This is a genomic window from [Clostridium] scindens ATCC 35704 (genome assembly GCF_004295125.1).
Lineage (GTDB): Bacteria > Bacillota > Clostridia > Lachnospirales > Lachnospiraceae > Clostridium_AP > Clostridium_AP scindens.
Window position 1 is genome coordinate 1133307 of record NZ_CP036170.1, and the last position, 14580, is coordinate 1147886.

Annotated in this window: 12 protein-coding genes and 1 pseudogene; all 13 read right to left on the reverse strand. The window is 46.5% G+C overall.

Translation table 11 applies throughout. The annotated features are described in order from the left end of the window. Window positions 1–20 precede the first annotated feature (20 nt). Window positions 21–495 (reverse strand): annotated as a pseudogene (locus HDCHBGLK_RS05850) (RNA polymerase sigma factor). Window positions 496–578: 83 nt separating this feature from the next. Then, window positions 579–1004, reverse strand: a complete 426-nt coding sequence (locus HDCHBGLK_RS05855; RefSeq protein ID WP_000323895.1) for an RNA polymerase sigma factor — start codon at window positions 1002–1004, stop codon at window positions 579–581. Between the two features lie 94 nt (window positions 1005–1098). Continuing rightward, on the reverse strand, window positions 1099–1608 hold the full coding sequence (locus tag HDCHBGLK_RS05860) for a sigma-70 family RNA polymerase sigma factor (RefSeq protein ID WP_105116765.1): 510 nt from the start codon (window positions 1606–1608) through the stop codon (window positions 1099–1101). Window positions 1609–2098: 490 nt separating this feature from the next. Then, window positions 2099–2272, reverse strand: coding sequence for a cysteine-rich KTR domain-containing protein (locus tag HDCHBGLK_RS05875; protein WP_002779755.1), 174 nt, complete (start codon window positions 2270–2272; stop codon window positions 2099–2101). Window positions 2273–2323: 51 nt separating this feature from the next. Further along, window positions 2324–4243: a tetracycline resistance ribosomal protection protein Tet(O) gene (gene tet(O), locus HDCHBGLK_RS05880; RefSeq protein ID WP_000691758.1), complete on the reverse strand. Its 1920-nt coding sequence runs from the start codon at window positions 4241–4243 to the stop codon at window positions 2324–2326. Between the two features lie 366 nt (window positions 4244–4609). Continuing rightward, the gene (locus HDCHBGLK_RS05885) at window positions 4610–4984 is read right to left on the reverse strand and encodes a TnpV protein (protein WP_001129922.1); all 375 of its coding nucleotides are present in this window, start codon (window positions 4982–4984) and stop codon (window positions 4610–4612) included. Beyond that, entirely contained in the window at window positions 4965–10751 is a 5787-nt protein-coding gene (locus HDCHBGLK_RS05890; RefSeq protein ID WP_334290411.1) for an LPD25 domain-containing protein, read from the reverse strand. The genes HDCHBGLK_RS05885 and HDCHBGLK_RS05890 overlap by 20 nt, the downstream gene beginning before the upstream one ends. Window positions 10752–11239: 488 nt before the next feature. Further along, complete coding sequence (locus tag HDCHBGLK_RS19960; RefSeq protein WP_334290410.1) at window positions 11240–11692, reverse strand: TnpV protein; 453 nt, start codon at window positions 11690–11692, stop codon at window positions 11240–11242. 754 nt (window positions 11693–12446) lie between these two features. Further along, window positions 12447–12671, reverse strand: coding sequence for a hypothetical protein (locus HDCHBGLK_RS05895; RefSeq protein ID WP_004607977.1), 225 nt, complete (start codon window positions 12669–12671; stop codon window positions 12447–12449). Window positions 12672–12683: 12 nt separating this feature from the next. Beyond that, window positions 12684–13376, reverse strand: a complete 693-nt coding sequence (locus HDCHBGLK_RS05900; RefSeq protein ID WP_004607978.1) for a hypothetical protein — start codon at window positions 13374–13376, stop codon at window positions 12684–12686. A 1-nt stretch (window position 13377) separates the two neighbouring features. After that, window positions 13378–13974, reverse strand: coding sequence for a hypothetical protein (locus HDCHBGLK_RS05905; protein ID WP_039909917.1), 597 nt, complete (start codon window positions 13972–13974; stop codon window positions 13378–13380). Continuing rightward, the gene (locus tag HDCHBGLK_RS05910) at window positions 13967–14149 is read right to left on the reverse strand and encodes a hypothetical protein (RefSeq protein WP_004607980.1); all 183 of its coding nucleotides are present in this window, start codon (window positions 14147–14149) and stop codon (window positions 13967–13969) included. The genes HDCHBGLK_RS05905 and HDCHBGLK_RS05910 overlap by 8 nt, the downstream gene beginning before the upstream one ends. A 9-nt stretch (window positions 14150–14158) precedes the next feature. Continuing rightward, window positions 14159–14464: a hypothetical protein gene (locus tag HDCHBGLK_RS05915; RefSeq protein ID WP_002607887.1), complete on the reverse strand. Its 306-nt coding sequence runs from the start codon at window positions 14462–14464 to the stop codon at window positions 14159–14161. Window positions 14465–14580 lie beyond the last annotated feature (116 nt).

A 14580-nucleotide genomic window follows, 5' to 3' on the forward strand; every position in this document is an offset into this window, starting at 1 on the left:
TCTTTTTCGGGCGGTGTCGGTCACGGTTGGAGATATTTCTTCAATTTCCGCCTTTACTTTCTCCTTTGCAATCGCAACAGATTTCTGTATTGCCGAAGCGGTGCAATGCTCCATAGCGGCGATTTGGTAAAAATTGAACTCATACTCGTAGTAGAGCAGGAAACGCCGCCTTTGTATCTCTGGAAGGCTCCCAACCGCCTTATAGAGCGTTTCATTCCGTTCTTCCTCAACCATGCGTTCATCAAGGCTCTTAGGCACACGCAACGCCCGTCTGTAAAGGGTTTCGTCCCATACCTCGTTAAACTCCCTGTGCCGCTCGTCCCATTAGAAAAGATTCCTGTTCCTGCGCTCCATCTGCCGAAACTCCATAAAGAACTGTTCCGACACTTCCAACTCGTGGGATTTGCCCTGCCCGTCCTTAAAGCTGATAAAATACCTTGTGCCGCTTTCCGTGGATTCCTCCCGAAGCGTGTATGCCTTAACCCTGTATGCCATCCTGTTGTCCTCCTGCAAAAAATGAGTGAGGGGATTTCCATCCCTCACCCAGTAGCCCGCAGGATGGCAGGCTGTTTTAGAAGCTATAAAATTTTCCGCAGCTTCTTCCGCAGATGGTCTAACCTCGCATAGATGGCACCAGTCGTCAAATGCACAAGCGGGGCAATCTCCTTTGTGGAATACCCCTGCATTTTCAGCAGGACGATTTTCAAGGTACGCCCGTCCACCGTGACTAATACTTGATAGAGATTTTCGCTCTCAATCTCTTCCAGTAACTCCGCAACCGTACCCACTTCCGCCTGCCGCTCCCTGCCTGCCATGTCCTCAAGATATTCCGCAACGTCATTCGTCCATCGGTAAAACCGCCTGTTGGAATTGAAGTCTGCCCTGTCCGCCATGCGTATCTGCTCAATGGTCGCTTCATCAACGCCGCACTCACGCAGCAGCTTTTCCTCCGCTTCTTTCCAGATACGCCATTTCCTGTCCTCCCGTCCGTGGTTGTATGCCATTCTTACTTCCTCCAATCAGAATTGATTGAGAGGGCAGAGAAAAGCCCCCTCATCTTCCCAAAGGAAAAAACAAGGGGGCTGAACGCCTTAAATTTTAATTTTCTATTATCTTTCTTAGTTTTATTAGGATTCTGGCTTTGCGTTTGTTTACAACGCTCTGGGTTATGCCCAACCTCGCCCCGACTTCACGCTCGGAAAGTCCGTCAAAAAAGATTGCCTGTATCAGCTCCTGTTCACTATCCGACAGCAAAGGCAGGGCGGCTTTCAGCCTGTCCACCATGACCGCATTGACAACGGTTTCTGCAATGTCCACCGCTTCATCAGTGATAAAGTCCAGAGGATTCCCCTCGCTGTCCGTAAATCCGTCGAGAGATAGCAGTCTATTCTTTGTATCTAATTTTTGCAGATAACGCCACCGTTCCTTGTCACGGTAGAAGTCTGTGTATTGCTCCCTCACGACTTCAAGCAGACAGCCTTGAATGGGGATAAACAGCTTGTCCATATAGGTCTGGTCGGATTCCCTGCAACGGCAGAACTCCGTGTAGGATAATTCCACATAGCCGCCACTTTCTCTGATATATACCTTTCTTGGTGCATATTTCACCATAAATACCTCCCATCTGAATTTTTGAAATGTAAAAAATCCAGATGGAGAGGCGGAGAACGACACCGCATATCAGAAACAGCCCTACGGCACTTTCCAACAAAAATCGACAAAAGAAAAACCGCAAAGGCTCTGTGACCTTTACGGTTATAGGAAATAGTAATTCTATTGTATGGAGATTGTACTTCTACTTTCAAGGTGAGAAGTACCGTTGCACTGGCAGAAATTTTTTTAACTGGTTTCCTGCCGTTCTCTGATATGCTATGTATTGATAAATTTTGCTTCGTATGAGCAGATAGATAACTGCCCGAAAAAAGGACATAAAAAAATCCCTCCAAATTTAAAAACAAATTCAGAGGGTAATTTAGGGTATAACAAAATAACCCACCCGAATATCGTTTTTTTTATTTGGTGAGTTTGTTCTTTCAAATACGAAACAAAAAGAGCCGATGATTCGTGAATTGTTCCACAATTTCATCGGCTCTGCGTCTTAAGCGTCTGGCTCTTTGATGACAGTTATCTTCAAGTTGTCAACTTTAATCAATCTTTCTTGTCTGCATTTTGGACAATAAAGGGGATAATTCTCCAAAACAGTGTCCTTCCTAATTTTATTACGGGTTTTGCTCCCACAAACAGGACACAATATCCATTCGCATTTCATCATAATTAGTCTCTAATCCTTTCAAATCTCATTTTATATGACTTTTGCAAGCTGTTAAGCTAACTTGTGGAACATATGCCGAACCTTATCTATACGGCTATTCGGGCGGCGGGGTTGGCAAATAAATTTACCAATAGCTGGCTGGTATCCTTTTAACTCTGTCAAGCAGACTCCCTGCCCATTTGTGAAATAAGTTAAATCGTTCCTGTATTCTTGAATACATCTAGCAGGGATTTCTCCTTTCAGAATGACCTCGTCATTCTTTATCTGAGTACTTACAATATCTGCACAATACCTTGGAGCATCATGATACGCCCGTGAGAGATATTCCTGCGGTGCATAAATTTCAAAGTGGAGATATGGCTCTAATAGTTCTGTCCCTGCTTTTTTTAAAGCCTGCTCCAATACGATAGGGGAAAGCAGCCGAAAGTCTGCGGGGGTACTTACAGGACTATAATACAATCCATATTCAAAACAGATTTTACAGTCTGTCACTTTCCATCCATACAGCCCCTGCTCGCAGCCATAAAGAACCCCCTCCATAACCGCATTTTGGAACGATTGATTTAAATATCCAAGTGAAACTCTGCTTTCATACTGCACTCCGCTTCCAATAGGGAGCGGCTCTATGGACAACCCGACAGAAGCCCAGAAAGGATTTGGCGGGACTTCTATGTGGATGGTATATTCTGCTTTTCTAAGCGGTCTTTCCATATATATAACAGTAGGCTCTTTTATTTCTGCCTCCACATGATATTTTTCCTCAAGGATGGCACAAATGACTTCCATCTGCACATTCCCCAAAAAAGAAAGTATAATCTCATGCGTTGTAGTATCCACATAATATTTTAAAAGAGGGTCGCCATCTGAAATTTCTGTAAGTGCCCCAAGCAATATTTCCCGCTGTTCAGATTTCTTTACTGCAATCGTTGTTTGGAGCATAGGGAGAGGATTTTCAATAAATTTTCTCTGCGGCAACAGTATTTCGTTCCCCAAAATACTGTTTAGCTGCAAAACATCATTTGGTAAAATTACAATATCACCAGAGCAGGCTGTATCGGATGAATATAATTCACCGTTTGTCGGAACACACATCTCTGTGATTTTTATTTTCTCTTTTTCAGATATTCTAATAACATCCCTCAAATGCAATGTTCCGCTATATATACGCACATAAACAAAACGCCGCCTTTTCTCTGAATATTCAATCTTAAAAACCTGCCCGCATAGTTCAGATTGACCTTCAGGCGTTGATGAATAAAATTTACTGGCAATTACTTCTATAAGCTGCCGAATCCCCAGATTGTTTTTAGCGCTTCCGTGATAAACGGGAAATAACGTTCCGTTTTGGAATCTCCTGTTTTCTTCCTGTTCCAGTTCTGACATTTTAAACGGTTTCCCTGACATATATTTCTCTAATAGTTCATCGTTTCCCATAATTACCGCATCCCACTGTTCCATATCGTCATTGTCCGTTACATTTATATGGGGATGCTGCCCAACCTTTTGCTTCACTATAATTTCCGAAGAAAGCTTTGCTTTCATTTCCCGATATACCATTGGCAAATCAATCCCCTCTTGGTCAATTTTATTGATGAAAAAAATTGTCGGAATCTTCATTATCTGTAGTGCATGAAACAGTATACGGGTCTGTGCCTGTATGCCATCCTTTGCAGAAACTAATAATACTGCTCCGTCTAATACGGATAAAGAACGGTATACTTCCGCCAAAAAATCCATATGGCCTGGCGTATCTATAATGTTGACTTTTACATCCTCCCACTGAAAAGATGTCACTGCTGTCTGGATAGTGATTCCCCTTTGACGCTCCAAATTCATTGTATCTGTCCTTGTTGTGCCTTCATCTACGCTCCCTAGTTCTGCAATTGCACCACTGGTATACAATAAACTTTCCGTTAATGTTGTCTTTCCTGCGTCAACGTGAGCCAGAATGCCTAAGTTAATTATTTTCATGTGATTTTCCTCCTATCAACACCCAAAAAAGGGCATAAAAATACCCAGTGATAAATACTCCTATCACTGGGTAAATAACTCCAATAGCCCCAAAACACTTATATGTTTTCGGGCATATAAAATTACATGATAAAAGTATTCTTAAACTGGGTACAAAAAACTAAGCCCCATATTAAAAGTGAAACGGGACTGCTACTTTTTGTTCCCACTATCAAATTGACAGTTTATTTAAGAATACCTTGCCGCATATTTATTAACTCCTTGTATAATACTGAATCTAATTATATTCCTTAACCCTTTATTTGTCAAGCTGACAAACTAAAGCAGAAAAAGCGGCAGGATTTCCCCCTGCCACTAATCATCTGTTTATGCAAAAATAATTTCCTTTTCCACAATCTCCCTCGCACAAGCCCTTATGTTATTGAGGCATCCTGTCCATTCTAAGGCGTTTTCTGCCTTTAGCTGTTCCGTTATGCCCTGTGCCTGTTTCATACCCTCTATGAGCCTTTCAAAGCGTTCCTGTGCCTGTCTGTTGATGTCGGCAAGGTAGGCGTTTAGCCTGCCGCTTGTAAGAAGATTGGTGTATGTAACTTTACGGTACTGTTTTAGATAATCTAAATGCCGTTGCCCCCAGATGCCTATTGCCTGTTCTTCTTCGGCGGGTACAGTTAAGCACGGTATCAAATAATCCCCTTGCCTTTCGTATTTGCCGCCCAGTTCCTCAAATAATGATTTTGCCATTGTCTGTTACCTCCACATTCTTTTTTATTTTGAATGTCCGCAAAATCCGTCCTACATCGGATGGCCGCCACGGGCAATCCAGATTATGAATGGCAATGAGTCTGTCCTGTACATTGGTACCTGCGCCCATCTTAGGGGTTGAACCCAGCAGAACACGGACTTCGCCGCTTCTGACCTTTGCAAACAGTTCCTTTTTCTGTGCGTCACTGGTAGCTTCATGGATAAACCGTATCTGTTCGGCAGGGATACCACGGGCGATCAGCTTTTCCCGGATGTCATCATAGACATTAAAAGTCCCGTCATTTTTCGGGGTAGACAGGTCGCAGAACACCAGCTGGGTTGCTTTCGTATCCGCATATTCTTCCCAGATACGATACACGTTGTCCACACAGGCATTCACCTTGCTGTTTGGATCATCCGGCAGCATGGGGTCGATCATCCTCTGGTCAAGGGCAAGTTTTCGCCCATCGTTGGTAATCTTGAGCATGTTGTCCACATTCGGCTCCACAAGCCTTGCACGGACTTTTTCTGCTCGTTTGGCAAGAGAAGCGACCAGTTCCGTCTGGATTTCACTTGGCTTGGTCTTGATGTTGTGGTACTCGACCGCCGGAACAGGGAGTTTCAGCATATCGGCAGTCTGAATATCCGCCACCTCCCGGAACATCAGCATCAGCTCCGGCAGGTTGAAAAACTTGGCAAAGCGGGTTTTCGCCCGGTAATTGGTTCCCTCCGGAGCCAGCTCCAGAGCGGTGACTGTCTCACCAAAGGTGGATGCCCAGCTGTCAAAATGCTGCAAACCATTCCGTAAAAGCGCATCATACTGCAGGTAGCGCTGTACCGAATACAGCTCCACCATGGAGTTGCTGATCGGGGTTCCCGTGGCAAAGATCGTTCCCCGGTTGCCTGTGATTTCATCCAGATAGCGGCACTTCATAAAAAGGTCGCTGGATTTCTGGGCTTCCGTCTGGGCGATCCCGCCTACATTTCGCATCTTGGTATAAAGATACAGGTTCTTATAAAAATGGCTCTCATCAATAAAGAGCCTGTCGATGCCGAGCTGTTCAAAATCAATGACGGTATCCTTTCGCTTGGTGTCATTGAGCTTATCCAGTTTTGCCTGAATCGCCTTTCTGGTTTTCATCAGCTGCTTGACCGTGAACTGTTCGCCTTTGCTTGCCTTCACATCGTCAATCCCACGCTCAATGTCATCGAGCTGGCGCTGAAGCTGTTCTCTCTGTCGCTCAATACTCATAGGGATTTTCTCAAACTGACTATGCCCGATAATGACCGCATCGTAATCGCCGGTGGCAATGCGGGAACAGAACTTTTTCCGGTTGCCCGTTTCAAAATCCTGCCTGCGGGTTACAAGGATATTGGCACTTGGGTACAGCCTAAGATACTCGGAAGCCCATTGCCCCACAAGATGATTGGGGACAACGAACATCGACTTATTGCATAATCCAAGGCGCTTGCTTTCCTGTGCCGCAGCAACCATTTCAAAAGTTTTTCCTGCGCCCACCTTGTGGGCAAGGAGTGTGTTGCCGCCATACAGGATATGGGCAATGGCATTGACCTGATGGGGCCGGAGTGTGATCTCTGGGCTGATACCGCCAAATACGATATGGCTTCCGTCATACTCACGGGGGCGGACGGAATTGAACGTGTCGTTGTAATACCGCACCAGTCGGCTCCTGCGTGTCGGGTCTTTCCAGATCCAATCCTGAAATGCCTGTTTGATTGCTTCCTGCTTTGCCTGCGCTGCCGTGGTTTCTTTGGCATTGAATACGGCTTTTTTATTTCCGTTTTCATCATATACATAATCAAAAATACGGGTATCACGCAGGTTTAAGGTGTCCTCAATAATACGATAGGCGGAAGCCCTTTTTGTACCATAGGTGCTGTCCGCCTTGACATTTCCGAAATCGGAACTCTTATTTTCAATAAACCAGTCGCCATTCATTGGGGTGTAGCGCACTCGGATTCTTCCTGCCGCATAGCTGGAAGGGGTCAGAAGCTCCATGACAAACCGCTGAATATCCTCCTGCGGTATCCAGGTTGTACCCAGACGGACGGAGATTTCTGCCGCTGACAGGTCTTTGGGGATCACCTGCTTTAAGGCTTCTACATTGATTTCATACGCCGGATCTTCCTTTGCCGCAGCCTGTGCGCTTAGAAGTTTTGTCCGCACATTGCCGGACAGATATTCGTCAGCAGTCACATATTTTGCCGGTTCCAAAGCAGGGATACGAAAGATCACGCCCTGCAATTCCTGTACCAGCTCCTCCTGGGGTTTCCCTGTAAGCTGCTCCATATAAGGCAGGTCAACGAGAGCCTTTTCCCCAATAGAAAGGGCAAGGGCTTCGCTGGCTGTTTCCACAGAAGTAACTTCCCGATGGGGCTTGATCGTCCGCTTCGTGAACATATCTGCTTTTCGTTTGAAATTGCCCTCATCATCCAGCACTTCCAAAGAGCATAACAGGAAGTAGCTCTCATCCGATGCAAAGGCCAGATAGTTGCCACGGCTGTTGATCAGCCCGTATTTTTGGGAAAACGCATCATACAGCCGGTTCAGATTTTCCTGTTCGGTGCGTATCATTTCTTCTGGATAATCCTCCGTCTGATACTCGATGAGCTTTCTGACACAGTCACGGATCTCGATCAATCCCTTGATGCGGCTCTCTGCGGTCATAGATACTGCAGCCGGGGTCATGCGGTCATTTTCCCGGAAGTAGACTTTTCCATCCACCAAGGTAAAGGAAAAATTGCGCACATTCGGATCGGCAGGAACAGAAGCGTCCGGTTCATCCGAGATTTCATCGATCCCTTTTTCATACTCCGGGATTTCTCCCTGAATGTTCTGGACAGCTTTGCTTAACAGATCCGCAAGTGGAATGTCTTTGTATGCCTTGCAGGCAGAGTCAAAACCAAAGCGGGTACTTTCCATTTTCATTTCGCCCAGAATCATTTCCGGGTGCTGTACAAAATAGCTGTTCATCGTGATCCCGTTCTCATCGGTATCCAGGTGTACCCAATCCGGTTCCACATCTGCAATGCGGTCACGCTTCTGCAAAAAGAGGATGTCACTGGTGACCTCTGTCCCTGCATTGGCACGAAACGTATTGTCCGGCAGGCGGATGGCTCCTAAAAGTTCCGCCCTCTGTGCGATATATTTCCGCACCTCCGGGCTTGTTTTGTCCATCGTTCCCTTGGAAGTAATAAAGGCCACTACGCCGCCGCTGCGGACTTTATCCAATGCTTTCACAAAGAAATAATCGTGGATCAGGAATTTCTGGGCGTTGTAACGGCTGTCATTGACCTTAAAATCGCCAAACGGTACATTTCCCACAATGACATCAAAGTGGTCATCGGGAAGTTTTGTCTGCTCAAATCCCTCAATGGCAATGCTGGCTTTCTGGTAAAGCTGCTTTGCAATTCTTCCCGTAAGAGAGTCGATTTCTACACCGTGAAGCGTTGAGCCTGCCATACGATCGGGGATCAGGCCAAAGAAGTTGCCGGTACCGCAGGACGGCTCCAGAATCGTACCGCCGGAAAATCCCATATGGTCAAGGGCTTCGTACATGGCTTTGATGACAACCGGCGGGGTATAGAACGCTGTCAGAGTAGACTCCATGGCTGCCCGGTATTCTTCCGGGGAGAGGCTGGCGTTCAACTCCTTAAATTCTTGCGCCCAGGCAGCATTGTTCTCGTCAAAGGCCATGGATAGACCGCCCCAGCCAACATAACGGGCAAGAACTTCCTGTTCTTCGGGGGTAGCAAGACGATGTTCCAGTTCCAGCTCATGGAGCAGCTGGATGGCTGCCATGTTGTTTCTGAATTTTTCTTTTGCGCCGCCGACACCTAAAGTATCTTCTGTAATCCGATAATTGTGTCGGTCAGAAGAAGGAACAACTGCTTTTTCTGTCTTTTCTTCGGGCTGTGATTCAAGCGGTTTCAATCGTTCAACCTGTTCTTCTGCCTTTGCTACTAAGTCTCCAAATTCCAGATCAGAAAGACAGCGTTCAATCATATCCGAAAGACCGTTGAACCTTTCTCGATGAGTCAGGCTGCTGTCGATATAAATATCCAGTGTACAATCCACCAGATCCGCATTGATCTGAAGATCATACTCCTCATTCTCGGAAGTAGTATAGGCAAGCCCTACGCTGTGCAAATCCTCATAATCTGCCCCTAATTCGCTGTCGTATTCTTCATGGATAAATTCATCGATCAGGGCTTTCGCCTGTTCCAGTAGTTCCTCCTGTGGCTGTTGCTGTTCCAAAATCCTGCGGATATAACTGTTCTTTTCCACACGATTGATCGGGAAACCAACATGGTTCTGGAACGTGATGTCACGCATAGACACATCACCGCTGATTTCTCCCACGCTTTCAATCCGATATCTGCGGTTGTCGATCACGATTTCCTTACCGATCAGGTCGGAAGAACCCTGTGAAACTTCAGATTGTTCTTTTTCTTCCTGTCCGGCAGTGGGCTGCAATTCAGCAATGAGCTGTCTGCAGATCTCTTTTTGTTCTTCATCCTCCAATTCTTCCTGCCACTGCGTCAGCTGTTCCACATAACTTTGCACATGCGCCGGATCAGCTAAATCTGCCTCGATTTTCTGAATGGTATCCTCTTTGGTTTCTCCAACTTCCAAAGCGTCCTGATACTCATATGGATCAACTTCTTCAATGAAGTCCACCAAACGCCCGGCAAGGCTTGTGTTCTTATCCTTCGGGACACGGAACCAGTCATTTTCGGTTGCCATGATTTCCGCAAAGAGCTTCTCGTCCTCTAGCGTCAGCGTCTTATGCTGTTCCAGATAGGGAAGGAATACATCTCGTCCCCATTGCAGGCTCTCTAGTTTCTCACGATAGAAATCCTCTCCCTGTTTCTTCCATTCAGGAATAAATGGGCAGTTGGGGGAAAGGGAGTATTCATAGAAGTTTTTGATATGGGCAATCAGATCGCCCTCGCCATCTCCAATGTCAAAGCGTCCCTCATAGTGAAAATCCTCGCCGCCGATAGTGGCCGTAATCTCAAAATCGGTCTTGTGATACCATCCAACATGATTTTCTTCCGCCTGTCTTTCCCGGTGCTGCTTCTCGTCTAAAACACCCAGAAGATAATTGCCAAGGGCAAAGCTCAGGTCGGTGTATCGATCCTTCAGTTCCCGGTCATAAAAGGCGGGGTGTTCCGAAAAGCCGATAGAAAATACCAGACGGTCAGGCTTTGTTTCGGCAGGTGTTTCCTTGCCCTGCATTTCTGTGATGATGACCTTGAGGTGGTCATTGGCAGGATTTTCACGGAGCTTTTCTTCAAAATCCGTCCGGCTCATTTCTTTTCCAAACAGGGGAAATTCAGGATTTTGAAGGGATACAGCAGTTTCATCAAAGGCAGATACTTCATATTTATCTGCTCCCAGATACACCATATCTCCCTCGTGATAGAGGTAGCGGACAGGGTGAAGCTCCAGAAGTTCCTGGGAAAAGCGCCATGCATTGCTCCGGCTGTAAACGCTGACGGTCTGCCTCTGCACTTTCGTCAGAAAATCAAGCATCTGCTGGACAGTGGCAGGCTCTGAAAGGAGCTGCTCCATCTGTTCGGCAGAAACATCGGCAAGATCGGCAAGATCCAATTCTTTAAGCAGATCCTTTTCGTAATGATCCAGATCACGGATAAAATCAGACAGCCGCAAAGAAAGGGTATCTCTCTTATCGGCAGGCGGAAGGTCACGGTGAGCATCAATAAAACGCTGCCTTGCCATTTTCCGCTGTGCATCAATTTCATACTGGGGAGCTTCCACACTTTCCAGATATTCAGGATAGTGATCTTTTTCCTTGGCGTTGAAATAACGGTCATTTTGAATCAGTTCCCCGATCCGTTTTTCTACCTTAGACCACGAAAGTACAAGGTCGGGCTTTGTATAGGAACCATGCTTTTCAATTCCGATCCCTTTACTGTCATGCCATGTCCCGCCCTGTGTCCCATCGGGATAACTGTGCGTACCGCCGCCGGTGCCGTACTCATTTTTAAGAAAGGCAATGTTGGCTTTCTTATCCTCATACTTCTGAAATTGACGGTAGATGCGGTACTTGCCATTTTCAAAGCCGCTTCCTCTTACCAGGACAGAGTCAATATCTTCCTGTGAAACAGAAAAAGCAGAGGATTTTTCGTCCTCTGCTTCTGCAATCTGTTCGATTTGTTCCTCTACGGTAGGAAGATTGGCTGTGACCTCTTCTTCATTGGCTGTGCTTAGCGGTAGATCAGCTCGTTCAGGATCAGCTCCTCCGCCTGACTGCGAATGTTGTTCATCATTCCCACCCACTGCATCGGGGCTTTCTCTTTCAGTTCCTCCGTCACGCCCTGCTCGGCTGACAGCTGCTTCGTCAGAAGTTCCAGCCTCTGGAGCGCTGTCTGTTCCGTCTGGTACAGATGCTCGTTCAGCCTGCCCTGTGTCAGAAGGTTGAGATAGGTCACTCTCTTGTGCTGCTCCAGATAATCCCGGTGCATCAATGCGTATCTGCCAAGCGGAAGTTCTGGCTCTGTCGGTAATGTCAGGTCGGGAATAAGATAATCCCCCTGACGGGTATATGTGATGTTCTCCATGATGATCGCTCCTTTCGGGTTGTTTTCTGCTTCTATCATACGAAGATTGTGTTTCCTGCGCAAAGGTGCGGGACTGTGTTTTTTCTGCCACCTGCACATCCCGGATCGTTTGTGAGATTTCCCGGAGTGCCATTTCCGCAATGTCACTTGTTGCAATGCCAAGGGCGTTAATAGTGGCAGGGGTATTAAAGTTCACAATGTCCTGAAAATCCTCACGGTCAAAGTATTCGCCCGTATCCAGACCGCAGCGGCTGACCAGCATAAATGCCACACTGTTTACGGCCAGCCGCTGGTACATGACCTCAATATTCAGGTCGTCCAGTTCCTCTAAGAAACTGTCCGCCGTCACATCTTTGAGCTGTGCAAGATAGTCCTGCAGATGATCTTCCACGGCATTTTTCGCTGTTTCCATCAGGGCAGAAGCAAGATCGGTACTTTCCAGTTCTCCAAACCTGTCAGAAAGCCGTTCCATCACAGGCTGCTCGTATCGGGTTTCCATCTGCCATATCGGAACAGGACGGCTGCCGTAATAACCTTCGTGTGTGTCTGACACATCAAAGTAATATTTCAGGGTATTCCTGCGGCCTTTGGGGTCAAATACCGCAATCCCTTTGCTGTCTTTATTTACCCAGCGCCGGAACTGTTTGTTCCAGGTTTCAAGCTGTGCCACGGCAACCGCATCCGGGCGCTGGGCAAAGATTAAGAGCTGTTCGTCAAAGCGGCATTTGTAATTCCGGCAGACAGCGGCAAGAAAGTTCTGCCATGTCTGCGGGTTCTTGGCTACCGCAATTTCTGTACGCCGATACAGCTCGGTAATCAGCTGATACTTTGCAGCCATTTCATTTCCACCTCCTTATTGATTTTCAGGATTATTCCTTGTCCTCTCCGTCAAAAAAGAAATCACCCTGTTTGCTTTTATACTTTTCTGCAATTCATTGATGAGCGCAATCTCCGCTACAGTAATGCCTTGGATAGAGAGAATATCATCCATCGTCATGGCGGAGATTGCTTTTTCATCGGTAAAACCAGCATCCAGAATCTTATTGATGACTTTGACCGCTTTCTGGTTGATCGCCATTATCTATCCTCCTTATCGTTCATATTCTTTATGCCTGACGGTTTTATGTGGTGGTTCCTGGGGTTTGGGTTCATAAGTGTGGCCGTTTCTTTCCATACGCTCGGCAAATTCACAAATGTGATAGATATTTCCGCCGATCTCTGTATGGTATTCATCAATAAAGCGGCAGGAACGTTCCGCAGTTTCGCCCCATGATAAATGAAGAATAATTTTCCCGCCGTCAGGAATACGAAACAATTCTTTGTAATGCGGATCAATAAACCGAATCCCTTGTGCTGCTTTCTCCATATGTCTGTCCAGCCATTCTTTCACATAACAGTAACAATAGAAGTTATAGTCACCCTTTGTCGGATTGCACCGGAATAAAAAGGCATATTTCTCCGTGTCCATCCGAAACCCATATTCTGTGCAGTAATTTCCCTGTAAAGCACTGGAAGGATAGCTCTTTGCGAAAGCCTTCATATCATATCGGTTATGCAATAATCCGTGATTTTCCCGCAGGGTATTCACTACTTCATCAAGCTCATTCTTAAATTCTTCTGATTTCCATTGCGGTCTGGTATCAAACCATGTGGTATAGAAACCATATCCAGAGTCAGCAAAATCGCCCCGCAAATGGCCAATATTGCCGGTCTGTCCGCTGATTTGAGAACTCTGTGAATACACATAATTTTGTTCAGCCGCAGTTAATGGTCTGATTTCCATATCAACGTTCCTCCCGGCTGTGTTTCGCTTTTTGCTCTTTCTGGATGGTTTTCAAGGCATCCTTGGCCCATTGGGGCATACGCTCCGGCTTGATCTCACCCAGGACATCATATCGTTCCCATCGGCTATGTTCGCCGGTGGCAAGGCAGGTGCCAAAGACTGCCTGACCTCTGCCGCCGGTGGCACCGTTTCCTCCTTCCGCAAGTACAAGCTGGTAAGCAGCGTGCTGATATTCATATCGCTTCGGCTCTGCATTGATTACAACCACCTTGCCCACAATGCTTTTATTCCTCATGTCAGGGATACAGTCAGCGACTGTAAAGGGGGTAGGGTCAAACTTGAATTTTTCCTGTTCGGCCCGTGTCTGTTCGATCTGTGTCTGCACACGATCACAAAAAAGCTGCATGGCTTCCAGATAATCCTCTGTTCCTACGGCTTCTGTTGGCCATGGTGCGGAAAACGGATTATTGTAATCGCAGTAGCAGACTACATAAGGATGTTCCGCCCGCTTATCGACACAGAAAACAACTTCTTTCTTTCCGATGTGGATACTCTGTTCCACAGTATAGTTGCCGATCATCCTTTTCTCGTCATTCATCAGCATCATCCTTTCTTTGCTTTTTCCTGTTCTGCTCGTCTAAGATCTTTCGGATACAGACATCGCAGAAAATCATTGACCTGTCCTTATATCGGGGATAGGGGCAGGTCGTACAGTCATATTTCTTCTTTTTACCGTTCACGGTCATCACCGCTTTTCTGCTTTCTTCATTCATAGGCAGACCTCACGATTCTTTCGCATAGCTGCGATAATCTTTTTCTCCTTTGGCACGGACACGGCGCACATGGCTGCTCCCCGCAAGCTCCGGGTGCTTTGCCTGAAGTTTTCTCCGTATCCTGCATACGCTCTCAAAACTCGGTAAGCCAAGATATTTGTACTGGGTCATGACCTCAGCCAGAGGCATCGCCCCGGCATCTTTCAGATAGGCATTGCACACCTTCAGGTAGAGCAGCATATCATCATCCCTGGTTTCCTCGTCTTTTTTCAGGATGGCTTTAATCTTGCCCTCCATGGTTTTCAGATTTTCCATTGGATACCTCCATAAAGGAAAGGGGCGGCATGTTTTGCCGCCCCTCCACGATCACTTCTTATTTCTGTGGCGGATGTTCAGCCAGATGGCTCCGCCTGCAATGAACACAACAAGTG